Origin of the sequence: Thermomonospora sp. CIF 1 (assembly GCF_001896795.1) — a bacterium.
Classification (GTDB): Bacteria; Actinomycetota; Actinomycetes; order Streptosporangiales; family Streptosporangiaceae; genus Thermomonospora; species Thermomonospora curvata.
This window is the reverse complement of record NZ_MOYN02000023.1, coordinates 486,183-510,313: the sequence shown is the minus strand read 5'-3', so window position 1 is coordinate 510,313 and position 24,131 is coordinate 486,183. Positions and strand designations below refer to the sequence as shown.

General features: G+C 74.3%; 19 protein-coding genes. 13 read left to right on the top strand and 6 right to left on the bottom strand.

Annotated features, from left to right (window positions below; translation table 11 throughout):
* Positions 1-381 precede the first annotated feature (381 nt).
* Entirely contained in the window at positions 382-4,890 is a 4,509-nt protein-coding gene (locus BUE48_RS20630; protein WP_286990767.1) for an FtsK/SpoIIIE domain-containing protein, read from the bottom strand.
* 186 nt (positions 4,891-5,076) lie between these two features.
* On the opposite strand from BUE48_RS20630, the gene BUE48_RS20625 reads away from it, so the two are divergent.
* From BUE48_RS20625 to BUE48_RS20570, 12 genes are all read left to right on the top strand, one after another.
* Positions 5,077-5,817 carry a TetR/AcrR family transcriptional regulator gene (locus BUE48_RS20625; RefSeq protein ID WP_012854457.1) on the top strand — a complete coding sequence of 247 codons (741 nt, stop codon included), beginning with the start codon at positions 5,077-5,079 and terminating at the stop codon, positions 5,815-5,817.
* Positions 5,807-6,328, top strand: coding sequence for a YbaK/EbsC family protein (locus BUE48_RS20620; RefSeq protein WP_012854456.1), 522 nt, complete (start codon positions 5,807-5,809; stop codon positions 6,326-6,328). The genes BUE48_RS20625 and BUE48_RS20620 overlap by 11 nt, the downstream gene beginning before the upstream one ends.
* A gap of 227 nt (positions 6,329-6,555) precedes the next feature.
* The gene (locus BUE48_RS20615) at positions 6,556-7,449 is read left to right on the top strand and encodes a hypothetical protein (protein WP_012854455.1); all 894 of its coding nucleotides are present in this window, start codon (positions 6,556-6,558) and stop codon (positions 7,447-7,449) included.
* A 2-nt stretch (positions 7,450-7,451) separates the two neighbouring features.
* Entirely contained in the window at positions 7,452-8,372 is a 921-nt protein-coding gene (locus BUE48_RS20610) for a CpaE/TadZ family protein (RefSeq protein WP_012854454.1), read from the top strand.
* On the top strand, positions 8,373-9,674 hold the full coding sequence (locus tag BUE48_RS20605; protein ID WP_012854453.1) for a TadA family conjugal transfer-associated ATPase: 1,302 nt from the start codon (positions 8,373-8,375) through the stop codon (positions 9,672-9,674).
* On the top strand, positions 9,671-10,666 hold the full coding sequence (locus tag BUE48_RS20600; protein WP_012854452.1) for a type II secretion system F family protein: 996 nt from the start codon (positions 9,671-9,673) through the stop codon (positions 10,664-10,666). The genes BUE48_RS20605 and BUE48_RS20600 overlap by 4 nt, the downstream gene beginning before the upstream one ends.
* A gap of 85 nt (positions 10,667-10,751) precedes the next feature.
* Entirely contained in the window at positions 10,752-11,660 is a 909-nt protein-coding gene (locus BUE48_RS20595; protein WP_041440168.1) for a type II secretion system F family protein, read from the top strand.
* 36 nt (positions 11,661-11,696) lie between these two features.
* A complete protein-coding gene (locus BUE48_RS20590; protein ID WP_012854450.1) occupies positions 11,697-11,915 on the top strand; it encodes a hypothetical protein in 219 nt (72 codons plus the stop codon).
* Positions 11,916-11,922: 7 nt separating this feature from the next.
* Positions 11,923-12,354 carry a TadE/TadG family type IV pilus assembly protein gene (locus BUE48_RS20585; protein WP_012854449.1) on the top strand — a complete coding sequence of 144 codons (432 nt, stop codon included), beginning with the start codon at positions 11,923-11,925 and terminating at the stop codon, positions 12,352-12,354.
* Positions 12,355-12,356: 2 nt separating this feature from the next.
* The gene (locus BUE48_RS20580; RefSeq protein ID WP_012854448.1) at positions 12,357-12,824 is read left to right on the top strand and encodes a TadE family protein; all 468 of its coding nucleotides are present in this window, start codon (positions 12,357-12,359) and stop codon (positions 12,822-12,824) included.
* On the top strand, positions 12,821-13,270 hold the full coding sequence (locus BUE48_RS20575) for a TadE/TadG family type IV pilus assembly protein (RefSeq protein WP_286990766.1): 450 nt from the start codon (positions 12,821-12,823) through the stop codon (positions 13,268-13,270). The genes BUE48_RS20580 and BUE48_RS20575 overlap by 4 nt, the downstream gene beginning before the upstream one ends.
* 7 nt (positions 13,271-13,277) lie before the next feature.
* The gene (locus BUE48_RS20570; RefSeq protein ID WP_286990765.1) at positions 13,278-16,262 is read left to right on the top strand and encodes a bacterial transcriptional activator domain-containing protein; all 2,985 of its coding nucleotides are present in this window, start codon (positions 13,278-13,280) and stop codon (positions 16,260-16,262) included.
* Here BUE48_RS20570 and BUE48_RS20565 read toward each other — a convergent pair.
* The 5 genes from BUE48_RS20565 to BUE48_RS20545 form a co-directional block, all read right to left on the bottom strand.
* Positions 16,216-16,770, bottom strand: a complete 555-nt coding sequence (locus BUE48_RS20565) for a methylated-DNA--[protein]-cysteine S-methyltransferase (RefSeq protein ID WP_012854445.1) — start codon at positions 16,768-16,770, stop codon at positions 16,216-16,218. The genes BUE48_RS20570 and BUE48_RS20565 overlap by 47 nt on opposite strands.
* A complete protein-coding gene (locus BUE48_RS20560) occupies positions 16,767-18,221 on the bottom strand; it encodes a DNA-3-methyladenine glycosylase 2 family protein (protein WP_286990764.1) in 1,455 nt (484 codons plus the stop codon). The genes BUE48_RS20565 and BUE48_RS20560 overlap by 4 nt, the downstream gene beginning before the upstream one ends.
* Before the next feature lie 61 nt (positions 18,222-18,282).
* The gene (locus BUE48_RS20555; RefSeq protein ID WP_012854443.1) at positions 18,283-19,284 is read right to left on the bottom strand and encodes an NYN domain-containing protein; all 1,002 of its coding nucleotides are present in this window, start codon (positions 19,282-19,284) and stop codon (positions 18,283-18,285) included.
* 162 nt (positions 19,285-19,446) lie between these two features.
* Positions 19,447-19,668 (bottom strand): acyl-CoA carboxylase subunit epsilon, encoded by a 222-nt coding sequence (locus tag BUE48_RS20550; RefSeq protein WP_012854442.1) that lies wholly within the window; start codon positions 19,666-19,668, stop codon positions 19,447-19,449.
* Between the two features lie 60 nt (positions 19,669-19,728).
* Positions 19,729-21,321 (bottom strand): acyl-CoA carboxylase subunit beta, encoded by a 1,593-nt coding sequence (locus BUE48_RS20545; protein ID WP_286990763.1) that lies wholly within the window; start codon positions 21,319-21,321, stop codon positions 19,729-19,731.
* A gap of 115 nt (positions 21,322-21,436) precedes the next feature.
* Here BUE48_RS20545 and BUE48_RS20540 point away from each other — a divergent pair, with 115 nt between their 5' ends.
* Positions 21,437-24,115, top strand: a complete 2,679-nt coding sequence (locus BUE48_RS20540) for a phosphoenolpyruvate carboxylase (RefSeq protein WP_012854440.1) — start codon at positions 21,437-21,439, stop codon at positions 24,113-24,115.
* Positions 24,116-24,131 lie beyond the last annotated feature (16 nt).

Below are 24,131 nucleotides of genomic sequence, written 5' to 3'. Positions count from 1 at the left end.
CCTCACGGTGACCCTGCGGCTGATGGCCGCCCCGAAATGTCTCGGCTTCCAGTCTGTACCTGCATGTTGCTCGGAACAATGCTCCGCGGTGGTAATGCAGTGGCCGATCGAGGACGGCCTTCACCCGCAGCTGAGCCGGTTATGCGGTAAAGGTCCTGTTCAAGGCCGATGCCGGTGGCGCCCTGCGCTTTAACGGGAAACCAAAATCCGGTAACCGCCTCACCAAAACCTCGAAGGACTCCCTCGTGATCCTCTATCGCTCCGGGAAATCACGGGGGCCTTTGCGGGACATCAGGGGAGTGTGACTTTTCCCGATGATTCGCCTGACTCGATGAAAGTCCTGAGCCTGATGTGCCGGCGGCGGCTCTGCGGGACCTGCGCTCACTCCTCGGGAGGGAGGGCCACCTGGATGGGGAAGTGGGCGCCCTGGACGACGAACAGGCCGCGGCCGGTGGGGCCGGCCAGGGCGCCGGAGTTGCGGGGCAGGCGCAGGCCGAACAGCTCGCCGTCGTCGGGGGAGTCCGCCGACAGCAGCACGCCCGAGCGGGAGCGGCGGGCCTCCGCCAGGAAGCCCCGGTAGCCGCGGTTCATGTCCTCGGTGGTGCCGCCCAGCACCACGGCGTGCTCGCCGTCGCGGGCGGTGCGCAGCACGCCGCGCAGGGCGTCGTCCAGGTCGGTGTCGTCCAGCAGCTCGGCGTCGTCGACGACCACCACGTAGCGGTGCTCCCGGCCGATGGCCTCCAGCAGGTCGTCCTCGGTGGCGTCGGCGTCCAGCACGCCCAGCACCCCGGGACGGCCCTTGAGCGCCTGCAGCGGGGAGCGGCGCGGGGTCAGCAGCAGCACGGGCACCAGCCCGCCGCCGACCGCCGGGTCCAGCAGGGAGGCGACCATCGTCAGCAGGGCGGTGGAGCGGCCCGAGCGGGGCGGGCCGGCCACCATGAAGGCGGGGCCGTGGTTGAGCAGGTCCACGCCGACCGGGCCGAGGGTGTCGCCGCCGACGCCGACCAGCGCCCACAGCGGGGAGGGCGCCAGGTGGTCGGGGTCCAGCGCCAGGGCCTCGGCGTAGGTGACGCGCACCGGCAGCTCGTCCACGTGCAGCGGGCGCAGCCGGCGCGGCAGGCGGCCGTAGCGTCCGGTGCAGGCGCGGGCGATCTCCTGCAGCGCGGCGACCTGGGCGGCGCCGGAGGCGTCGTCGGCCAGCAGCCCGATCTGCGACTCGCGCGGCGGCCGGCCCGGGCCGAGCTGCTCCAGCGCCCGGCCCGGCGGCATGGACGCCGGGACCTGCCGGTCGTTCAGGCCCGCATAGCCGTAGTCCATGGGGTCGGCCATCCGCAGCACCAGGCGGCGGTCGAAGACGGTGGAGATCTGCCCGCTCAGGCCGGTGCGGTCGCCGGTGCACACCGCGCGCAGGCCCACCGCCGCGCCTTCGCGCAGCAGCCGGATGAAGGCGTCCACCAGCCGGCCGTAGTCGTAGTGCTCGAAGGCGCCGACGAAGCCCTCCCAGCGGTCCAGCAGCAGCACCATCCACGGCAGCCGGTCGGAGGAGGCCACGGTGGCGCGCTGCTCGGCCAGCGTGGCGAACCCCGCCCCGGCCAGCAGCTGCTGGCGGCGGGACACCTCGTTGGCCAGCGCCGTCAGCAGCCGCTCGCAGCGGTCGATCTGGTCGCGGGTGACCACCGCCCCGCAGTGCGGCAGCGCCACCAGCGGCAGCAGCCCGCCCCCGCCGCAGTCGATGGCATACAGGTGCACGTCGAACGGGGAGACCGAGGAGGCCAGCGACCCGGCCAGGGTGCGCAGCGCGGTGGTGCGGCCGGACTGGGCGGCCCCGGCGATGTACAGGTGGCCGTCGGCGGCCAGGTTCAGCGTCAGCGCCTGGCGGGACTGGGTCTCCGGCAGGTCGGTGACGCCGAACTCGATCGGCGGCACGTCCACCACCGAGCCGCCGGCGGCGGTGCGCAGCGACACCCGCAGCCGCTCGGGCAGCGGGTCCAGCCAGGGGGAGCGCTGCGGGCCGATGCCGGCGCGGGCCGCGGCCTCGCCGATCGCGCCGACCAGCACGGCCAGGTCGGTGACGGTGCCGGAGTCCTCCTCGGCCGGGCCGGTCTCCGGCAGCGGCCGGCCCAGCTGCCCCCAGGGGACGTCCCGCACGGTGATCTTGCCTTTGGCCGGCGCGGCCCCGCCCCGGCCCTGCGGGCGGCGGCCGGCGATGCGGGCCGACTGCACCGCCTGCGGGACGGCGGTGCCCGACCGCACGTAGCAGCGGCCGGGGGTGGCCGGGGAGATCTGCGCGGCCTCGGGAGAGTCGAGCACGTCGGTGGACTCCTGCGGGTCGGTGACGCGCAGCGCGATCCGCAAATTGGTGTTGGCGCGGATCTCGGCGGTGACCACCCCGGCCGGACGCTGGGTGGCCAAGATCAGGTGCACGCCCAAAGACCGGCCCCGCCGCCCGATGTCCACCAGGCCGGCCACGAACTCCGGCAGCTCGGACACCAGCGCCGCGAACTCGTCGATGACCAGCACCAGGCGGGGCAGCGGCGGCAGCTCCACGTGCGAGGCGGCCGGGCGGGAGCGGGCGTAGCGGCCGGGCCCGCGGGGGGCGGCGGCCCGGTCGCGCAGCTCCGCGTAGTCGTCGATGTCCTTGGCCCCGGCGGCCAGCAGGATCTCCTCGCGGCGGCGCAGCTCGGCCGACAGCGACTGCAGCGCCCGCTCGGTCAGGTGCCCGTCCAGGTCGGTGACCATGCCCACGGTGTGCGGCAGCGCCGCGCAGTCGGCGAACGCCGCCCCGCCCTTGTAGTCGATGAGCACGAACGTCATCTCATCGGGGCGGTTGGCCACCGCCAGGGCGGCGATGAGGGTCTGCAGCAGCTCCGACTTGCCCGCCCCGGTGGTGCCGGCGATCAGCCCGTGCGGGCCGTCGGTGCGCAGGTCGATGTGGAAGGGGCCGTCGGCGGCCAGGCCGATCGGCACCCGGGTGGTGCGGCCTCCCGAGGCGTCCCAGGCGGCGCGGACGTGCTCGGGGGTGGGGTCGGGCATGCCCAGCAGGTCCAGCAGCCGGACCTGCTCGGGCATGGTCTCGGCGGCGTCCTGGCGGGAGACGTCGCGGACCGGGGCCAGCGCGCGGGCCACCCGCTCGGCCCAGGCCGCGGGCACCTGGTCGGCCAGCACCGGGCCGACGCCCTCCAGGCCGGGGCCGCGCAGCCGGACGATGGAGGGCGCCCCCTCGTCCTCCTGCCAGGCGATGACGGCGGCGCACTCTTCGGGCAGCAGGCGCTCTTCGTCGTCGATGCAGATGGCGTGCAGCCCGTAGTCGGGGCCGCGGGAGAGCACCTGCGGCATGCCCGGCACCCGGCGCAGCGCCCGCGCCCCGTCCAGCACGATCAGCACGTTGAAGGGGGCGTCGGCCGGCTCGGCGGGGGAGCCGGCGAGCGGGCCGGCGCCGCCGTGCCGGTCGCGGCGGCGCTCGGTGATGCGGATGGCCAGCTCGGTGACCCGGCGGGCCACCGATTCGGCGTCGGCGCCGACCAGCGCCAGGCAGTCCTCCCCGCGGCGCGGGGCGCAGTGCGGCAGCCAGCGCACCCAGTTCCAGTGCTCGGCGCCGTCCTCGCGGGCCGACAGCACCACGACGGCCAGGTCGCGGGGGCTGTGCAGGACCGTCGCCTGGGCCACCAGCCAGCGCGCCAGCGCCCGCGAGGCGGCGCGCGGCCCGGTCAGCCCGATCACGCCGAGCTCGCCCACGTCCAGCGTCACCGGGACGGCGCGGGCGGTGGGCGTGGGCACCGTGCCCTCCTCGTCGCCCACCAGCTCGATGCGGGCGGGCAGGTCGGCCAGCCCCACCCGCAGGTGCAGGGCGTCGTCGTCGCTGATGCGGCGCTCCCACAGCCGCCGCCGGGGACCGGTCGCGGTGATCAGTATCTCGGCCGGGTCCGGCCACATCGCCCGCCGCTCGGCCTCGTCCCTGCGGCGCAGCGCCTCCAGCTCATCGCCGAAGGACGCGCTGCGCGCCTGGTACTCCTTCAGCGCCCGCCGGTAGGACTTGCGCCCGTGCAGCCGGTCGCTCAGCCATTCGCCGACTTGGATCAGCGGCCAGCTCAGCGCCAGCAGCGCCCACCACCACTGGCCCAGCACATACGCCATGACCAGCCCGAACGCCGAGAACAGCAGCGCGCCGAACAGCCGCAGCCGCTCGCGGGGGCCGCGTTCGGGGCGGCGCGGCACCTCCAGGCGCGCCGGCTGCGCCTGCGGGACGATCCGCGGCGGCCGGTTGAAGGCCAGCCCGCCGCCGGGCAGCGGCTCCAGGTGCGCGTCGGGGGCGGTGCACGGGGCCAGGCTGAGCATGGTGGAGCCGACCGCCAGCATCCCGCCGAACGGCCATGCCGCCCGCTCCTCCAGGCGCCGCCCGTCCAGCACGGCGCGGGTGCGGGAGGAGGCCTCCACCTCCACGGAGCCGCGCTGGACGGTGATGCGCAGCGAGCGGGGCGGGATGGCGGGATCGTCCACGATCAGGTCGGCGTCGCGGCCGCCGAGGGTGTGGGTGCCCAGGCCCAGCCGGTGCACCGCGCCGGCCGCCGGGCCCGCCACCACCCGGACCTCCACCAGCCCGGTCGGCTCCTGCAGCAGCGTGGCCGCCGCCGCCCGCCGGTCGATGGCCACCACCGTCCCGTCGCGCAGCTCCCGGACGGCCTGGGCCTGGGGGGCCAGCATCCGGCCGTTCGCCCACAGCGCCCGCTGTGATCGGTCATCGGGGCCTGCGGAAGCGCCGAACGCAGCGGAATCGCCCTCCAGGGCTGCGAAAATGGCCTGGGTTGCATTTCCCACGGTCATTTCGGAATCCGCATCGATCACGATGTCGCGCGGCCCGCGGCCGGTCAGCACGGTGAGCGAGATCCGCATGCACTCCTCCAGCCCTTCGGCCCTTTCGCAGCCGGGCGCCCGCCGGTCAGCTTAATTACCGGCCGCCTGCGCGACACCCGGCCCGCGATATCGGCACCGAAGGGTGATGGGGAAGCGGTGCTCTCATTTGCCTGCACCGCTCTGCTAGCGTGTCGCCGGCCCGACGGGGACGGAGGGAGAGCCGCCATGAGCAGGAGCCGGGGCGTGCGGGAACGGGTGCGCGCGGAACTGACCCGCGAAATCGTGGAGCTCGCCCGGCGGCACCTGGCCACCGAGGGGGCGGCCGGGCTGTCGCTGCGCGCGGTGGCCCGCGAAATGGGCATGGCCTCCTCGGCGATCTACCGCTATTTCCCCAGCAAGGACGACCTGCTCACCACGCTGATCATTGAGGGCTACACCGCGCTGGGCCGGGCGGTGGAGCGCGCCGACGCCGGCTGCGACCCCGCCGACCACGGGGGACGCTGGCGGGCCGCCTGCCGTGCCGTCCGTGACTGGGCGCTGGCCCACCCGCACGAGTACGCCCTGCTGTACGGGTCCCCCGTCCCCGGCTACCGGGCGCCGCAGGACACCGTCGCCCCCGCGCTGCGCGCCACCTTGGTCTTCTGCCGCATCGTCGCCGACGCCCACCGCGCCGGGGTGCTGGCCGCCCCGCCCGGGGCCGCCGCGGCGGAGCAGGGCTTTCCAGCGGCCGTGGCCGAGGACCTGGAGCGGGTGCGCCGGCAGGTCATGCCGGGGCTGCCCGACGAGGTGATCATGCGGGCGATGACCGCTTGGTCAGGGGTGTACGGGTGGGTCAGTTTCGAGCTGTTCGGCCAGTTCAACGGCGTCCTGGAGCACCGGGCGGCGATGTTTGAGCGCGCGGTGGCCGAGCTGGGGACGCTCATCGGCCTGCCGGCGCCGGTGGGAGAATCGGCCCATGATCGGTGAACTGGACTGGGTGCCCGCCGAAACCCGCCCGGACCTGCTGGCCGAGCCCGTCCGCACGGCGCCGCCGCAGCGGGCGATGGTGGCCGAGATCGACCCGGAGCTGGCCGACACCGCCGCGTTCTGCGAGCACTACAAGGTGCCCCTCGGCGCGTCCGCCAACTGCGTCATCGTGGCCGCCAAGCGGGGCGGGGAGGTGCGCATGGCCGCCTGCATGGTGCTGGCCACCCACCGCGCCGACATCAACGGGGCGGTGCGCCGCCACCTGGGCGCGCGCAAGGCGTCCTTCGCCCCCATGGCGGAGGCCACCCGGCTCACCGGCATGGAGTACGGCGGCATCACCCCCATCGGCCTGCCGAAGGACTGGCCGGTGCTGGTGGACGAGGCGGTCGCGGCCGCGCCCGAGGTCGTCATCGGCAGCGGGCTGCGCCGCTCCAAGCTGCTGGTCCCCGGAGCGGCCCTGGCCGGCCTGGACAGCGCCGAGGTGATCGCGCTGGGCCGCCCGGTGGCTTGAGACGTCTGCGACATATGTGACGCCAGTTAACCGACATCCGCCTTACCGAAGCGAGTAAGCGGACGCCGTGACGGCTCGTAAGCCATTATGTGATCATTGAATTTGCTGGTAACCAAGCCCACGCGCGTTACAAGAGGGCATATCCTCGACGAATCCATTGACGCGGCCTTGCCCGCATCGAGAGCATGGATCGCTCGATCAGCCCCCGTATCGGAGTATTCACGCCCATGAAGGCCAGTCAGTCGACGGTCACCAGCGGTTCGAACGGCGGTCCCGCCGGCACGGCCGGGCTCGGGCGCGGCGGCCTGGGCGCCGCCACCGGGCAGCGGCTGCCCGTGCCGCCCCGCGAACGCAAGCCCGCGCTGGCCGCACTGGCCGTGCTGCTCATCCTCGGCGGCGCGCTGACCAGCGCCTATCTGGTGATCGTCAGCGGTCAGCGGGTGTCGGCCATCCAGATCGCCCAGCCGGTGGCGGCCGGCCAGCAGATCCCGATGAGCGCGCTGCGGGAGGTCCAGATCGGCGACACCGGCATCGAGTACATCAGCTGGTCGGAACGTCACAAAGTGGTCACCGGCTATGCCGCCGTCCCGCTGGTGGCGGGCGCGCTGCTGACCGACGGGATGGTCAGCCCCGTCAACGACGCCGCCCAGGGCCGGGTGGTGGTCGGGCTGGCGCTCAAACCCGGCCAGATGCCCGCCGCCAAACTGCAGACCGGGCAGCGGGTCAGCGTGTACGCCGTCGGCAGCGGCCAGGGCCCCGGCCCGCGGCCCGGCACGCTGCTGTCGGCGGACGCCATCGTGGTGGGCATCGAGGGCGGCGACGACGAACGGCTGCGCGGCGACCAGACGATGGTGGACGTGGCGGTGCCGCCCGCCGACGCGCCGCAGCTCACCCAGGCCGCCTCCGCCGGGGCGGTCGCCGTGGCGCTGGTGCCCGAGGGCACCAGGGTGCCGCAGCCGGGCGCCGGCAAGCCCGCCGGCAAGCCGTCCAACCCGCCCGACCCCGCGGGCGGGCAGGACGGGGCCGCCCCGCCCTCCGGTGAGGCGGGCACTCCCTCCCCGGGACAGCAAAGCCCAGGCGGCGCGCCCAGCGGCCGCACCGACAACCCGACCGGGGGCTGACCGTGGCATTGATCGCGCTCGCGGCCGACAAGGGGGCGCCCGGGGTGACGACCGCGGCCGTGGCGCTGGGGGCGGTCTGGCCGCGTCCGGTGCTGGTCGCCGAGTGCGACCAGGCCGGCGGCGACCTGGTCTACCGGCTGCCGGCGGCCGGCGACGACGACCGGCGCACCGCCATGCTCAACCCCTCCCGCGGCCTGCTCAGCCTGGCCGCCACCGCCCGCCGCGGACTGCGCCCCGAGCAGATCGCCGAGCACTGCCAGCGCCTGGTGGGCGGGCTGGACGTGCTGGTCGGCATCACCACCGCCGAGCAGGCCCAGGGCATGACCTGGCTGTGGGGGCCGCTGGGCCGGGCCTTCGCCGGGCTGGCCCCGGTGGACGTGCTGGCCGACTGCGGACGGCTGGGCGCCGGCTCCCCGCTGATCGATCTGATCCGCGAGGCCGACATGGTGGTGCTGCTGTGCCGCGCCACCCTGGAACAGGTCGCCCACCTGCGGGAACGGGTGAACGCCCTGGCCAAGGACCTGCCCGAGGGCCCGCCGATCGGGATCGTGGTGCTGGCCGACCCGCGCGAGTTCCGCAGCACCATCGCCGAGGTGGACCGGATCGTCACCGGCTCCCAGCTGCCGGCCACCGTGCTCGGCGGCCTCGCCCTCGACCCCAAGGGCGCCCAGATGCTGAGCGGCCGCTGGGGCGGGCGGCTGGACCGCTCCCTGCTGATCCGCTCGGCCCGCGAAGTCGCCGCCACCCTGGTCGGACGCCTGTCGGCCACCCCCCGCGGCCCGCAGCCGGCCGCCCCGCAGGCCGCCGGCCGCACCCCCTGGCCGCCGGGCGTGCCGCGTCCCGACGAACGCCGCCGCGCCGCCGCGCCGCAACCCGAGCCGGACGCGGCGTCCGGAGCGCAGCTGCGCGAGAGGGGGCGATAAGTGGATCACGCGCTGGTCAAACGGTTGCGCCAGGAAGTGGGGGACCGGCTGGCCGCCCAGCGCAGACTGGACGCCGCCAGCGGGCTGCCCCCCATGTCGGCCGAGGACGAACGGCAGTTCGCCCGCGCCCTCATCGCCCAGGTGCTGGAGGAGTACGCGCGGGCCGAACTGGCCGCCGGCCGCCGCCCGCCCAGCGCCGAAGAGGAAGAGGCGCTGGCCGGCGCGGTGCACGCGGCGCTGTTCGGGGTGGGCCGGCTGCAGCCGCTGCTGGAAGACCCCGAGATCGAGAACATCGACATCAACGGCTGCGACCGGGTGTTCATCAGCTACGCCGACGGGCGGGAGGTGATGGGCGAGCCGGTCGCCGACTCCGACGAAGAACTCATCGAGCTCATCCAGATCCTGGCCGCCTACTCGGGACTGTCCTCCCGGCCCTTCGACACCGCCAACCCCCAACTGGACCTGCGGCTGCCCGATGGGTCCCGGCTGTCGGCGGTCATGGACGTCACGGTGCGCCCGGCGCTGTCGATCCGCCGGGCCCGGCTGGGCAAGGTCTTCCTGTCGGACCTGGTCGGCAACGGCACCCTCACCCCCGAGCTGGGCCGTTTCCTGCGCGCCGCGGTGCTGGCCCGCAAGAACATCATGATCGCCGGGGCCACCAACGCCGGGAAGACCACCCTGCTGCGCGCCCTGGCCAACGAGATCCCGCCCCACGAGCGGCTGATCACCGTGGAACGCGCCCTGGAACTGGGGCTGGACGCCTTCCCCGACCTGCACCCCAACGTGGTGGCCTTCGAAGAACGGCTGCCCAACTCCGAGGGGCAGGGCGCCATCTCCATGGCCGAGCTGGTGCGCCGGTCGCTGCGCATGAACCCCTCCCGGGTCATCGTCGGCGAGGTGCTGGGCGACGAGATCGTCACCATGCTCAACGCGATGACCCAGGGCAACGACGGGTCGCTGTCGACCATCCACGCCAACTCCTCCATGGAGGTGTTCAACCGGATCGCCACCTACGCCATCCAGGCCGAAGAGCGGCTGCCGGTGGAGGCCACCCACATGCTCATCGCCGGGGCCATCGACTTCGTGGTCTTCATCGAAAAACGCAACGACTACGGCCGCGGCGGCCGGCTGCGCCGCTTCGTCTCCAGCGTCCGCGAGGTCACCGGCTGCGACCAGCGGGTGCTGTCGTCGGAGGTGTTCGCGATGGGCCCCGACGGGCACGTGGTGCCGGCCGCCCCCATCTCCTGCGCCGATGAGCTGGCCGCCTACGGCTATGACGCCGCGACGGGAGGTGGCTGGTGATCTTCGCCCCGGACGTGCTGGCCGCCATCGTCGCCGGCGGCCTGGCCGGCGGCGGGCTGGTGCTGCTGGCGGCGGCGATCCGAGGCCTGCCGGTGCGGCCCGGCAAGCCCCCGCGGCGGCGCGGCCGCCAAGAGCTGATCCGCACCCTGACCACCCGCAGCGCCGTCTCGGTGCTCGCCGGGGTGGCGGTGCTGGTGGTGACCCGCTGGCCGGTGGCCGCCATCGGCGCCGCCCTGCTGGTGCTGGGCTGGGAGGGCCTCGTCGGCGGGGCCGCCGAGGAGCGCCGCGCGATGGCCCGGCTGGAGGCCCTGGCCGCCTGGACCGAGTCGCTGCGCGACACCATCGCCGGCGCGGTCGGGCTGGAACAGGCCATCCCCTCCTCGGTGCGGGCCGCCGCCCCGGCCCTGCAGCAGCCGCTGCGCACCCTGGTGGACCGGCTGCACACCCGCATGCCGATGCCCGAGGCGCTGCGCCGCTTCGCCGACGACCTCAACGACCCCTCGGCCGACCTGGTGGTCGCCGCGCTGATCCTCAACGCCCGGCTGCGCGGCCCCGGGCTGCGCGACATGCTCACCGCGCTGTCCGCCTCGGCCCGCGCCGAGCTGGACATGCGCCGCCGGGTGGAGGCCGACCGGCGGGCCACCCGGCGCAGCGTCAACGTCGTGGTGGGCGTGTCGGTGGGCACGGCGCTGCTGCTGACCATCTTCAACCGCTCCTATGTGGAGCCCTACGACGGGCTGCTGGGCCAGATGGTGCTGTGCGTGGTGCTCGCCCTGTATGCGGCGGCGTTCCTGTGGCTGCGCCGCCTGGCCCGCTACGACATGCCGCAGCGCCTGCTGAGCGCCCCGGCACAGGCCCGTCCCGGCGTGCCCCGCGAGGTCCCCGCCACCGTGGCCGGCTGGCAGGGCACCCTCACCCCGCCGCTGCGCGGCCGCCACGCCATGGACGCCGGCGGCGGCGGTGCCGGACCCGCGGGAGGTGGCCGGTCGTGACGGTCGTGGGCTGCGCGGAGCGCGTCCCGGTCTCCCGGTGCGGGGACGGCGCCTCCGGCCCGGAGGGGGGTGAGCGGGCGTGACGATGGCGATGCTGGCCGGGGCCACCGTCGGGCTGGGGCTGTACCTGCTGGTGCGGGCGCTGTTCCCGGCGCGGCCGGGGCTGGCGGCGAGCCTGGCGGCCTTCGACCGGGCCCGGGCGCAGGACACCGCCGAACGGCAGCGGCGCGTCTCCCCCGGCATGGAGGAGATCAGCGGGCTGCGCGCCCGGGTGGGACGCGCGCTGGTCCGCTTCTATGAGTCGCGGGGCTGGGAGCAGCGGTCGGTGCGGGCCGACCTGGCGCTGCTGGAACGCTCATACGAGGGGTTCTTGGCCACCAAGTTCCTGCTGCCGGCCGCCGCGCTGATCTTCATGCCCGTGCTGGTGGGGTACGCGGCGCTGGTGGGGCTGGGCGACTCGCTGGCGGTGCCCGCCTGGATGGCGCTGATCATGGCGGGGTTCTTCTTCTTCCTGCCGGACCTGCAGCTGCGGCAGGAGGCCGCGCAGCGCCGCCGCGACTTCCGCCATGTGGTCGGGGCCTTTTTGGACCTGGTGGCGATGAACCTGGCCGGCGGCCGGGGCGTGCCGGAGGCGCTGATGACGGCCGCCCAGGTGGGCGACGGCTGGGCGATGGTGCGGATCCGGGAGGCGCTGGCCAACGCCCGGATCGTCGGGCAGACCCCCTGGCAGGCGCTGGGCCGGCTGGGCGAGGAGGTGAACGTGGCCGAGCTGCGCGACCTGGCGGCGGCGTTGACGCTGGTGGCCGACGACGGCGCCAAGATCCGCCAATCGCTGGCGGCGCGGGCGGCCTCCATGCGCAGCCGGGAACTGTCGGAGCTGGAGGGCAAGGCGGGCGAACGCTCCCAGTCGATGCTGATCGCCCAATTGCTGTTCTGCTTCGGTTTCCTGGTGTTCCTGGGATTTCCGGCGCTGATCCGAATACTGGTGACATGACCCCCTGTGTGTGACCTTCGACCCCGAGGAGCCCTCGTGAACCTCTTCGACAACCCCGTCCTCATCTACCTGCGCGCCATGCTCGCCGTCCGCATCCACCGGGCCCGCACCGCCGACCGCGGGCTGGGGGTGTCCGCGATCGAATGGGCGATCATCACCGGCATGCTGGCCGCCATCGCGTTGACGGTCTACGGGGTCGTCCGCACGCAAGTCGGCAACGCCGCCAACAACATCAGCACCCAATACGAGAAATGACCGGGGCATGGCGGCCACGGCACGGGCCAGGCGCTCGGACCTGGGCGCCTCGTCGATGGAACTGGCGCTGCTCACCCCGATCCTGATCCTGGTCATCCTCAGCGTCGTGCAGTTCACGATGATCTTCCACGCCCGGCATGTGGCGCTGGCGGCGGCCCAGAGCGGGGCGCGGGTGGCCCGCAGCGAGCCCGGCGGCTCCTGGCGGGCCGAGGCCAGGGAACGGGCGGTGCGCTCGGTGCGCGGCTATGGGTCCAGGCTGCTGAGCGACCTGCGGGTCGTCACCGACGCCGACGCCGACGACAACCGCTGGGTGGAGGTCAGCGGCACGGCGGTGCGGGTCGTGCCGTTCCTGAGCAGCCGGGCGCTGCAGGTGCGCCAGCGGGCCGGCGGCCCGGTCGAATGCTTCCGGCCCGACGACGGCGACATCGACTGCGAGTGACCATGCCGGCGATCAGCAGACGCGCGATATGCCGCGCCGGGCGGGACGACGGCGGCGGCATGTCGCTGGAACTGGTGTTGATGACGCCCATCTTCGTGCTGTTTTTGATGCTGCTGGCCGCCGTGGGCCGCTACGTGGACGCCCAGAGCCAGATCGACGGGGCGGCCCGCGACGCGGTGCGCGCCGCCTCCGTGGCGCGCAGCGCCGAGCAGGCCCGGCGGCTGGCCCACCGGGTCGGCACCGACACCCTGCGCGGCACCCACTGGTGCCGGGGAGGCCCCGCCATCGCCACCGACACCCGGCAGTGGGGGCCCGGCGGGCGGGTCGCCGTCACCGTGACCTGCACCGTGGACCTCGGCGACCTGATGTTCCTGGGGCTGCCGGCCACCCGCACGTTCACCGGCAACGCCGTGGCCCCCATCGACACCTACAGCTACCGGGGCACCGACTTTGCAGCGGAGGGCCGGTGAAGGTCTTGCGAGGAGCCCTGCGGCGGGCCGGGACGGACGGCGACCGCGGCACCATCGCCATGTACACCGTGCTGCTCACCCCGTCGGTGCTGCTGCTGGCGGGGCTGCTGGTGGACGGCGGGCTGGCCATCCACGCCCGGCAGCGCGCCGCCGACATGGCCGAACAGGCCGCCCGCGCCGGCGCCAACGAAATCGACGTCCAGACGCTGCGCGCCACCGGCGAGCCCAGGATCGACGCCGCCGCCGCCTGCGCCAGCGCCTACGACCTGCTGGACGCCTACGGGCAGGAGGTCGCCGACCGCGACTGCCTGCCGGGAGCCGAGGAGGTCCGCATCACCGTGACGATCCGGGTGCGGCCGCAGCTGCTGGCCATCGTGCCGGGGCTGGGGCACTTTACGATGACCTCGACGGCATCCGCCCATCCAGAGACCGGCGAGACCCCCTAGAGGCACGATGTCACCACGCGATGCAGTCGGGATCCGCAGGCGCAGCGCCGGGGAGATACTGGCCGGGCTGGGGGCGCTGGTGGCGCTGTCGGCGCTGGTCGTCGGGGTGCCGTGCGCGCTGCTGCTGGCCTTCGGCTCGCCGCTGCCGGAGCGGATGCCCACCCTGGAGGACCTGACCGGCCGGATCGGCCCCTCGGCGATCATCACCGTGCTGGTCACCCTGGTGTGGCTGGCCTGGCTGCAACTGGTGATCTGCGTCCTGGTGGAGGTGCACGCCGGGATCCGCGGCGTCGGGGTGCCGGTCCGGGTGCCGCTGGCCGGCGGGCTGCAGCCGCTGGTGCACCGGCTGGTGCTGGCCGCGCTGCTGCTGTTCACCACCGCCAGTGCGGTCATGCCCGCCTTCTCGGGCCGGGACATGCCCTCCACCGCGCCGGTGGCCGCGGTGCAGACCGACCACTTCCGGCCGGTGGCGGCCACCACGCCGCTTGCGCGGGCCGAGCCGTCCGGCACGGCCGAAGAAGGGGCGCGCGCCCTCGCCGAGAGCGTCGCGGCCGAACCGACCGAAAAGACGCAGACCACCAAGATCTACCGGGTGCAGCCGCCGCAGGGCCGCCACCACGAGAGCCTGTGGGAGATCGCCGAGCGGTGCCTGGGCGAGGGCCGCCGCTACAAGGAGATCTACGAGCTGAACAAGGGCCGGGTGCAGCCCGACGGCAGCAAGCTGACCTACGCCAGCCTCATCCGGCCCGGCTGGATCCTGGAGATGCCCGCCGACGCCGTCGGCGTCCAGGTCGTGCCGGTCGAAGACCTGGAGGAGTACTTCCGCTACGGGCATCCCAAGCCCGACCCCGAACCCCGCGGCCAGGACGGGCGGGAAACACCCCGGCAGGCCCCCGAAGAGGCCCCGCCCGCGCCGTCTGCTCCGCCTTCGCAACCACCCGCCGCACAGACCCCTGCGCCGCCCGCCGAACAGGTCCCGCAGCCGCCGGCCGCGCAGGCCCCGCAGCGTCCCGCCGAGCAGGCCCCCGCCCGGCCGGACGAGCCGGCCCAGCAGCCGCACGCCCACCGGCTCGAACCCGCCGACGAGGGGCCGCCGCCGGTCACCGGGCTGCCGCTGCCGTCGATCGACCTGGGCTGGCCGCACGGGCTGGCGGCGGCCTCGCTGCTGGCCGCCGGCGTGCTGACGGCGCTGGGCCGGCGGCGCCGCGAGCAGATGTGGCACCGCGGATTCGGCACCATGATCGCCCGTCCCGAGGGGGAGGCCGCCCGCGCCGAGGAGGCGCTGCGCGTCGGCCAGGACCCCGAGGGAGCCCAGCTGCTGGACCTGAGCCTGCGCCAGCTGTCACGGGCGCTGGCCGACCGGGGCCGCACCCTGCCCACCGTCTACGGCGTCCACCTGGGCGCCGAGAGCCTGGACCTGTGGGTCGCCCCCGCCGACCCCAACCCGCCCGAGCCCTGGCGCGCCTTCGACGACGGGCAGGTGTGGCGGCTGTCGGCCGACACGCTGCCCGCCCTGCGGGAGGCCGCGCTGGGCGACGTGCTGGCCCCCTACCCGGGCCTGGTGTCCATCGGCACCAACGCCAACGGCCGGATCCTGGTGGACCTGGAGGCCGCCCAGGGGCTGATCGCGGTGCGCGGCCCGGAGGAGACCCGGCGGGCGGCGCTGGCCGCCATCGCCCTGGAGCTGGCCACCAACCGCTGGTCGGACCACATGCGCATCACCCTGGTCGGCTTCGACCCCGACCTGGCGCGCAACCTCGCCGAGATCGCCCCCGACCGCATCCGCACCGTGGCCTCCCTGCAGGAGGCGCTGCCGGAGCTGGAGGGCCGCAGCGAGGAGGTGCGCCAGGCGCTGGCCGCCTCCGGCGCCGACTCGGTGCTGACCGGCCGCTGCCGCGGCGTGTTCGGCGAGGCGTGGATGCCGCACTACCTGATCATGGCCGACCAGCCCACCGACGCCGAGACGGCCCGCCTGGTGGCGCTGGCCCGCACCGGCCGGCGCATGGCCTCCGGCTACCTGGTCGCCGGCGAGGTGCCGGGCGCCACCTGGACCTGGGACGTCACCGCCGACGGCCGGCTGCACGCCGGGGTGCTGGGCTTCGACGTGCAGGCCCAGCTGGTGCGCCCCGAGCACTACCAGGCGGTGGCCGACCTGTTCCGCACCGCCTCCCGCACCCAGGGCGCTCCGCTGCCGGGCCCCGCCGACGGGGAGCAGCCGCCGTCCTTCGACCACCGTCCCGAAGTGGACATCCGGCTGCTCGGCCCGATCGAGGTGGACGCGCCGGGCCCGATGGACGAAAGCCGCCGGGCGCTGTGCACCGAGGTGCTGGTGTACCTGGCCACCCATCCCGGCGGGGTGCACCCCACGGTGCTGAGCGGGGCGATCTGGCCGCGCGGCGTCAGCGCCGGGGTGCGCGACGCCTGCATCGCCCGCGTCTCCGACTGGCTGGGCCGCGACTCGCGCGGCCGTCCCAACCTCTACTACGACGAGCGCGGACGCATCCGGCTCGGCTCGGAGGTGCGGGTGGACTGGTCGGTGTTCCGCTGGCTGGTGTGGCGTTCGGCGGCCGAACCGGCCTCTGAGACCGCCTACCTGTCCTACGCCCTGGACCTGGTGCGCGGCCCGCTGCTGGCCGACCGGCCGCGCGGCCGCTACGGCTGGCTGGCCGCCGACCAGCTGGAGTACGAGGCCACCGCCCGCGTCATCGACGTCGCCCACCGCCTGGCCGTGCTGCGGCTGGAGGAGGGCGACGCCCACGGCGCGGTGAACGCCGCCCGGGCCGGGCTGCGCATGGTCCCCGACGACGAGGGCCTGTGGCGCGACCTGCTGCGCGCCACCCACGCCACCGGCGACGCCACCCAGGTGCAGGTGGTGGTGGACGAGCTGCGCCGCAGGCTCGGCCGCGACCCGCTGATGGACCACCTGCAGCCGGAGACCGAGGCCCTCATCGAGGAGCTGGTGCCGCACTGGCGTCAGGTCGCCCACCGGTGACGGCCGATTCGTGGCTCAGCAGCCACGCCTTGCGTTCCAGGCCGTAGTAGTAGCCGCCCAGGCGTCCTTTGGGGGCGCCGCCGGAGGGCAGGACGCGGTGACAGGGGATGGCCGGGGCGATGAGGTTCTGGGCGCACGCCTGGCCCGCGGCGCGGGCGGCGGTGCGGTCCATGCCCGCCAGCACGGCCAGTTCCGCGTAGGTCACGGTCTGCCCGGGACCGACCCGCCGCAGCGCCCGCCACAACCGCTCCCGCCGCTGCGAGGCGGGGTGGTGGACGGGGAGGGCGTCCAAGGCGGTCAGGTCGCCGTCGAAGTAGGCGAGGTGGGCCTTGGTGATGGCGCCCAGGTCGCCGACCGGCCGCAGCTCCAGGGCGCGCAGGGACGGGTGCAATCGCGCGTGCAGCTCGGCGGGGTCGGCGGTGAAACCGGCTCCGACCAGGGCGCCGTCGTGCTCCAGCAGCGCCAGCGGGCCGATCGGGGTCTGCAGCACGGTCGTGTTGATCGTCAAACCTTCTCCAAAGTCCGTTGCGGGATCGCCGGCAGGGACGTCCACAGGTGCATGGCCGCATAGGCGCGCCAGGGACGCCAGCGTTCGGCGCGTCCGACCAGCTCGGCGGGGGAGGCCGCGCCGTCTGCGGCCAGGGCGTGCACGGCGCTGCGCAGGCCCGGGTCGGTGGCGGGGAAGGCGTCCGGGTCGCCCAGGGCGCGCATGGCCACGTACTCGGCCGTCCACGGGTCGAAGCCGGGCAGCTCCAGCAGCCGGCGGGCGGTCTCGGCGGGGTCGGCGCCGCCGTCCAAATCCAGCTCGCCTGCGGCCACCGCGCGGGCCAGGGCCTGCAGCGCGCGCCGCTGGGCGTCGCTGAGGCCCAGGCCGGACAGGTCGGCGCCGGCGACCTGCGCGGCGGTGGGGAAGCAGTGGGTCAGCGTGCCCGCCGGCTCCGGCAGCGGCCGCCCGCAGCGGGCCGCCAGCCGTCCGGCCAGGGCGCCGGCCGCCGCCGGTGACGCCAGGCGGCCCAGCACCGCCCGCACGGCCAGTTCGAAGCCGTCGAAGGCGCCCGGCACCCGCAGCCCCGGCCGCGCCGCCACCAGCGGGGCCAGCAGCCGGTCGGCGCCCAGCGTGCGGCTCACCGCCTGCGGGTCGGCGTCCAGGTCCAGCAGCCTGCGGCAGCGCGCCACCAGGCGGGCCACGCCCCGCAGGTCGGGGGCGTCGACGCGCAGCAGCACATGGTCCGGCCGCATCAGCAGCTCGATCCGGCAGCCTCCCGGGCCGGTGCGGGCGTAACGCTCCGCGCCGGCCTCCTCCACCCCGGGGATCGCCTGGGACGCCAGGAACTCCAGCAGGGCGCGGGCGTCGAACGGCGGACGCACCGCCAGCCGCAGCTCCAGCCCGGAGCCGGCGGCCGGCCGCGCCCCGCGCAGCTGGGAGGGCGTCTGCCCGTAGACCTCGCGCAGCGTCGCGTTGAACTGCCGGACGCTGCCGAACCCGGCGGCGAACGCCACGTCCGTCACCGGCATGGACGTCTCGCGCAGCAGCCGCAACGCCAGCCGCAGCCGCCGGCTGCGCGCCACCGCCAGCGGCGAGGCGCCCAGCTCGGCGGTGAACAGCCGGTGCAGATGCCGTTCGGTCACCGCCAGCCGCCGGGCCAGGCCCCGCACCCCCTGCTCGTCCACCACGCCCTCTTCGATCAGCCGCAGCGCCCGCCGCACCAGGTCGCCTTTGAAGTCCCAGGCGGCCGACCCCGGGGCGGCCTCCGGCCGGCACCGTTTGCAGGGGCGGAACCCGGCCGCCTCGGCCGCCGCCGCGTCCCGGTAGAACCGCACGTTGTGCCGTGCCGGGGTGCGCGCCGGGCAGATCGGGCGGCAGTAGACGCCGGTCGAGGTGACCGCGGTGAAGAACCGCCCGTCGAACCGGGCGTCCCGGGCGCTGATCGCCCGGTAGCAGGAGTCGAAATCCAGCACGTCTTCGAGTAAACCCCAGGCCGCCGCGCCGGGCTGGCGGGAATCGGACCGCCTGGTCGGCTCAGCCGGACTTGCCGATGCCGATGCCGAACTCCCGGTAGACCCGCTCCCAGAACCCGTCGCGCAGCCAGGTGCGGGCCTCCTGGTAGGGGCGCAGCGAACGGCCCAGCTCCTTTTCCGCCTCGATCAGCAGCTCCTTGTCGATGACCGGGGGCAGGATCGGGCCGGGCAGCAGGTCGCGGATGTTGTCGCGGCCCCGCTCGAAGATCCACTTTTGCGCCACGTGCTCGCCGATCTCCTCCATCTGGTGGCGGTCCGGGCCGAGCTTGCCGTTGTGGCCCGAGGACGGCAGCGCACCGCCCGGGCGCGTCCCGACGCCGGGGATCGGCCGGGTGGAGGGGGAGCGGCCGGCGAACACCTGGGCCGGGGAGGGCACCGAGGAGTTCTTGGAGTGCACCGCCGCCTCCCGGGATGCGGCGGCCGGGGGGACGGGCAGCGCCTTGGCCTTGGTGAAATAGGGGCGCAGGAAGTCCGCCGACAGCACCTCCACCGTGTCGGACTCCCACACCAGCCACTCGGCCTGGTTGGAGCCGTGGGTGGGTTCCACCCCCCACAGGTGCACCAGCACCCCGTAGCGCTGGGCGGCCTCCACGGCCGGCAGCATGTCCTCGTCCCCGGCCAGCAGCACCGCGTCGGTGATGGCGCGATGGCGGGCCAGCGCCTCCAGGTCGGCGCGCAACTGGGCGTCCACGCCCTTTTGCTGCCCCTGGGCGTTGAGGTTTCCCAGCCGCAGCTTCACCCGCGGCAGGTTGGCGATCACCCGCTGGTCCACGGTGGGCTGGCGGCGCGGAGCGGCGTCGAACCAGTAGACCCGCAGCAGCTCGCCGCGCAGTTCCTTGGCGGCGTAGTCGATGAGGGCGTTGATGAGCTGTTCGGCCGCCACCCGGTACTCGCGGCGGGACGTGGCGTCCAGGAGCAGTGCCCCCGAGGCAGCGTAGAGGTACCCCGCGTCCACGAAGACGGCGTAGCGGGCAGGCTGGGGAACATGCTCCGAGGTAGCCATGGGCTTCCTACCTTATTCGCGTACGCACGCTTGCGGAGCGAAACCATGGACCCTGCTTCGCCGCGGCCCCGTTGACCTGCGTGGCCGGTGGGGCAAACCGCCAGGCGCCGGGCGTGTCCGCAATGCGGCGCCCATAAAGGCGCCCGGAGACCGTCCGGAAGGTCAGTGCGGCAGGACGGCGGCCCGCCAGGCTCCGGGGCCGTGCGGCAGCGGCCGGCGCATCATCCGGGACCGGTCGGCCCAGCCCGAGCGGCGGGCCGGAGCGGCGGCGGACCGCGCGGCCGCCGCGGCCCGCGCCGACAGCACCGCCACCAGGGCGGCGACCTCCTCCGCGGTGGCGTCGCCTCGGATGACCTGAAGGAACGGCCTGCCCTCAGCGCTCATGCAGCCTCCTTGCCGGCCCGCCGGGGCCGGAAACGACATTGCCGAATCGCAGTCGCCGGGTCACAGCGGAATGTTGCCGTGCTTCTTGGGCGGCAGCGAGGCCCGCTTGTCGCGCAGCGCCCGCAGCGCCCGGATCACATGGCCCCGCGTCTCCGACGGCTTGATCACCGCGTCCACATAGCCCCGCTCGGCGGCGATGTAGGGGTTGGCCAGCGTGTCCTCGTACTCGGTGATCAGCCGGGCGCGCAGCGCCTCGGGGTCCTCGGCGGCGGCCAGCTCCCGGCGGTAGAGGATGTTGACCGCGCCCTGGGCGCCCATCACCGCGATCTGCGCGGTCGGCCAGGCCAGGTTGATGTCGGCGCCCAGGTGCTTGGAGCCCATGACGTCGTAGGCGCCGCCGTAGGCCTTGCGGGTGATCACGGTGACCAGCGGGACGGTGGCCTCGGCGTAGGCGTACAGCAGCTTGGCGCCGCGCCGGATGATGCCGCCGTACTCCTGGTCGGTGCCGGGCAGGAAGCCGGGCACGTCCACGAAGGTCAGCACCGGGATGTTGAAGGCGTCGCAGGTGCGCACGAACCGGGCCGCCTTCTCGGAGGCGGCGATGTCGAGGGTGCCGGCGAACTGCATCGGCTGGTTGGCGACCACGCCCACCGAGCGGCCCTCCACCCGGCCGAAGCCGACGATGATGTTGGGCGCATACAGCGGCTGGATCTCCAGGAAGTCCCCGTCGTCGAGGACGTGCTCGATGACGGTGTGCATGTCGTAGGGCTGGTTGGCCGAGTCCGGGATCAGCGTGTCCAGCTCCGGGGCTGGCTCGGTGGGATCGGCCTGCACGTCGTAGGAGGGCGGGTCGGACATGTTGTTGGACGGCAGGTACGACAGCAGCGCCTTGACGTATTCGAAGGCGTCCTCTTCGTCGGCCGCCTGGTAGTGCGCCACCCCCGACTTGGTGTTGTGGGTGTGGGCGCCGCCCAGCTCCTCCATGGTGACGGTCTCACCGGTGACGGTCTTGATCACGTCCGGGCCGGTGATGAACATGTGCGAGGTCTTGTCGACCATCACGATGAAGTCGGTGATGGCGGGGGAGTAGACCGCGCCGCCCGCGCACGGCCCCATGATCAGCGAGATCTGCGGGATCACGCCGGAGGCGTGCACGTTGCGCTTGAAGATCTCCGCATACAGGCCGAGGGCCACCACGCCCTCCTGGATGCGGGCGCCGCCGGAGTCGTTGATCCCGATCACCGGGCAGCCGGTCTTGAGGGCGTGGTCCATGACCTTGCAGATCTTTTCGCCGAAGACCTCGCCCAGCGACCCGCCGGAGACGGTGAAGTCCTGGCTGAAGACCGCCACGTGCCGGCCGTCGATGGTGCCGTAGCCGGTGACGACGCCGTCGCCGTAGGGACGGTGCTTGTCCATCCCGAAGTTGGTGGAACGGTGCCGGGCCAGCTCGTCGAATTCCACGAAGGACCCCGGGTCCAGCAGCGCGTCGATCCGCTCCCGGGCGGTCATCTTGCCCTTGGCGTGCTGCTTTTCCACCGCTTTGGCCGAACCGGCGTGCACCGCCTCGTACCTGCGGCGCTCCAAATCCGCGATCTTGCCGGCGGTGGTGTGGATGTCGATATCGCCCGTGGGCTCGGGAGCATGCATCGCCATGGCTGAAAAGAGTAACCAGGTGCCACCGGCGAACTTCCGTCAGGTCCCGGTTACCGGTCGGTCCGTCCGTTTCGCGGGGGGATCGGATGGCTACGCTGGCCTCGTGGCTACCAATATGCGCGACTCGGCCGCCGGCCAGGTCCCCTCGGAGCAACGCAAAGCGCTGCGCGAGGAAATGCCCGAGCCGCTGCGGCGGGACGTCCGGCTGCTGGGCGCCATGCTGGGCGAGATCCTCGTCGAGTACGGCGGCCCGGATCTGCTGGAGGACGTGGAGCGGCTGCGGCACGCCGTCATCGACGCCCGCCAGGGCCGCGTCTCCATCGACGAGGCCGCCGCGCTGGTGGCCGGCTGGGACCTGGAGCGCGCCGAGCTGGTCGCGCGGGCCTTCACCGTCTACTTCCACCTGACCAACCTGGCCGAGGAGCACCACCGCATCCGCGCCCTGCGCGAGCGGGACACCGACCCGGCCCACCCGGTCTCCGGCTCGCTGGCGGCGGCGGTGGCGCAGATCCGCGGCACCGGCGAGCACCGCCTGGCGCAGGTGCTGGACGGGCTGGAGTTCCGGCCGGTCTTCACCGCCCACCCCACCGAGGCCCGCCGCCGCGCCGTGGTCACCGCGATCATGCGGATCAGCGCGCTGCTGCAGGACTTCAACGACCCCCGCAAGGGCGCCGCCGAGCGGGACGAGATCCGCCGGCAGCTGCGCGAGGAGATCGACCTGCTGTGGCGCACCGCGCTGCGCCGCCACACCCAGATGGACCCGCTGGATGAGGTCCGCACCGCGATGGCGGCCTTCGACGAGACCATCTTCCGGGTCGTCCCGCAGCTGTACCGCGCCCTCGACAGCGCCCTGGACGTGGGGGCGAGCGGCCCGGCCAGCGGCGCCCGCCCGCCCCGCGCCCACGCCTACCTGCGCTTCGGCAGCTGGATCGGCGGCGACCGGGACGGCAACCCGTATGTGACCGCGCAGATCACCCGCGAGGCGGTGCTGATCCAGTCCGACCACGTGCTGCGCGCCCTGGAGAACGCCTGCACCCGCATCGGCCGCCGGCTGACCGTCAGCTCCGCCACCACCCCGCCGTCGGCCGCGCTGCGCAACGCGCTGGACGCCGCCCGCACCGCCTACCCCCTGCTGATCGCCGAGCTGGCCAAGCGCTCCCCGGAGGAGCCGCACCGCCAGTACCTGCTGTATGTGGCCGAGCGCATCGCCGCCACGCGCGCCCGGCACGCCGACATGGCCTACCGCTCCCCGGAGGAGCTGCTGGCCGACCTGCGCCTGGTGCAGGAGTCGCTGGCCGGCGCCGGGGCCGTCCGGCAGGCCTACGGGGAGCTGCAGCACCTGATCTGGCAGACCGAGACGTTCGGGTTCCACCTGGCCGAGCTGGAGATCCGCCAGCACTCGCAGGTGCACGAAAAGGCCCTGGCCGAGGTCCGGGCGGGCGGGGCGCTCAGCGAGATGACCGAGGAGGTCCTCGACACCCTCCGCGTCGTCTCCTGGATCCAGCGGCGCTTCGGGGTGCGGGCCTGCCACCGCTATGTGGTCTCCTTCACCCGCTCGGCCGACGACATCGCCGCCGTCTACGAGCTGGCCGAATCCCTGGGCGACCACGCCCCCGTCCTGGACGTGGTGCCCTTGTTCGAAACCGGCGAGGACCTGGACCGGGCCCCGTCGGTGCTGGAGGGCATGCTCAAGCTGCCGGCGGTGCAGCGCCGGCTGGCCGAGACCGGGCGGCGGCTGGAGGTCATGCTCGGCTACTCGGACTCGGCCAAGCAGCTCGGCCCCACCAGCGCCACGCTGCGGCTGTATGACGCGCAGGCGGCGCTGGCGGCCTGGGCCGCCCGCAACGGCATCACCCTCACCCTCTTCCACGGCCGCGGCGGCTCGCTGGGCCGCGGCGGCGGCCCGGCCAACCGGGCGATCCTGGCGCAGGCGCCCGGCTCGGTGAACGGCCGGTTCAAGGTCACCGAGCAGGGCGAGGTCATCTTCGCCCGCTACGGCCAGCGCGAGATCGCCAAACGGCACATCGAACAGGTCACCAACGCGATCATGCTGGCCTCCACTCCGGCGGTGGAGGCCCGCGCCCACGAGGCCGCCGTGCGCTTCCGCCCGCTGGCCGACCGGATCAGCGCCGCCGCCCAGGCCGCCTTCCGCGCCCTGATCGAGACCGAGGGCTTCGCCGAGTGGTTCGCCCGGGTCAGCCCGCTGGAGGAGATCTCCCGGCTGCGCATCGGCTCCCGTCCGGCGCGCCGCACCGCCACCCGCAGCCTGGAGGACCTGCGCGCCATCCCCTGGGTGTTCGCCTGGACCCAGACCCGGGTCAACCTGCCCGGCTGGTACGGGCTGGGCAGCGGCCTGGAGGCGGTGCTCGGCGGCGGGGACGACGAGGCGGGGCTGGCGGAGCTGCAGGAGGCCTACCGGTCCTGGCCGCTGTTTGCGGTGATGCTCGACAACGCCGAGATGAGCCTGGCCAAGGCCGACCGCGCCATCGCCGAGCGCTACCTGGCGCTGGGCGGCCGTCCGGAGCTGACCGAGCGGGTGCTGGCCGAGTACGACCGCACCCGCTCCCTGGTGCTGGCGGTCACCGGGCACCGGCGGCTGCTGGAGAACCGGCGGGTGCTCTCCCGCGCGGTCGAACTGCGCAACCCCTATGTGGACGCCCTGTCGCTGCTGCAGCTGCGGGCGCTGACCGCGCTGCGGGAGGGCGTGGCCGACGACGCCGAACGCGCCCGCCTGGAGGAGCTGCTGCTGCTGTCGGTCAACGGCGTGGCCGCCGGGCTGCAGAACACCGGCTGACGCCCGTGGGGTTGGA

Bases quoted from the DNA above. Each gene is read 5' to 3' on its own strand.
- BUE48_RS20630 (WP_286990767.1), bottom strand. From the start codon at position 4,890: ATGCGGATCTCGCTCACCGTGCTGACCGGCCGCGGGCCGCGCGACATC.
- BUE48_RS20625 (WP_012854457.1), top strand. From the start codon at position 5,077: ATGAGCAGGAGCCGGGGCGTGCGGGAACGGGTGCGCGCGGAACTGACC.
- BUE48_RS20620 (WP_012854456.1), top strand. From the start codon at position 5,807: ATGATCGGTGAACTGGACTGGGTGCCCGCCGAAACCCGCCCGGACCTG.
- BUE48_RS20615 (WP_012854455.1), top strand. From the start codon at position 6,556: ATGAAGGCCAGTCAGTCGACGGTCACCAGCGGTTCGAACGGCGGTCCC.
- BUE48_RS20595 (WP_041440168.1), top strand. From the start codon at position 10,752: ATGGCGATGCTGGCCGGGGCCACCGTCGGGCTGGGGCTGTACCTGCTG.
- BUE48_RS20585 (WP_012854449.1), top strand. From the start codon at position 11,923: ATGGCGGCCACGGCACGGGCCAGGCGCTCGGACCTGGGCGCCTCGTCG.
- BUE48_RS20580 (WP_012854448.1), top strand. From the start codon at position 12,357: ATGCCGGCGATCAGCAGACGCGCGATATGCCGCGCCGGGCGGGACGAC.
- BUE48_RS20570 (WP_286990765.1), top strand. From the start codon at position 13,278: ATGTCACCACGCGATGCAGTCGGGATCCGCAGGCGCAGCGCCGGGGAG.
- BUE48_RS20555 (WP_012854443.1), bottom strand. From the start codon at position 19,284: ATGGCTACCTCGGAGCATGTTCCCCAGCCTGCCCGCTACGCCGTCTTC.
- BUE48_RS20550 (WP_012854442.1), bottom strand. From the start codon at position 19,668: ATGAGCGCTGAGGGCAGGCCGTTCCTTCAGGTCATCCGAGGCGACGCC.
- BUE48_RS20545 (WP_286990763.1), bottom strand. From the start codon at position 21,321: ATGGCGATGCATGCTCCCGAGCCCACGGGCGATATCGACATCCACACC.
- BUE48_RS20540 (WP_012854440.1), top strand. From the start codon at position 21,437: ATGCGCGACTCGGCCGCCGGCCAGGTCCCCTCGGAGCAACGCAAAGCG.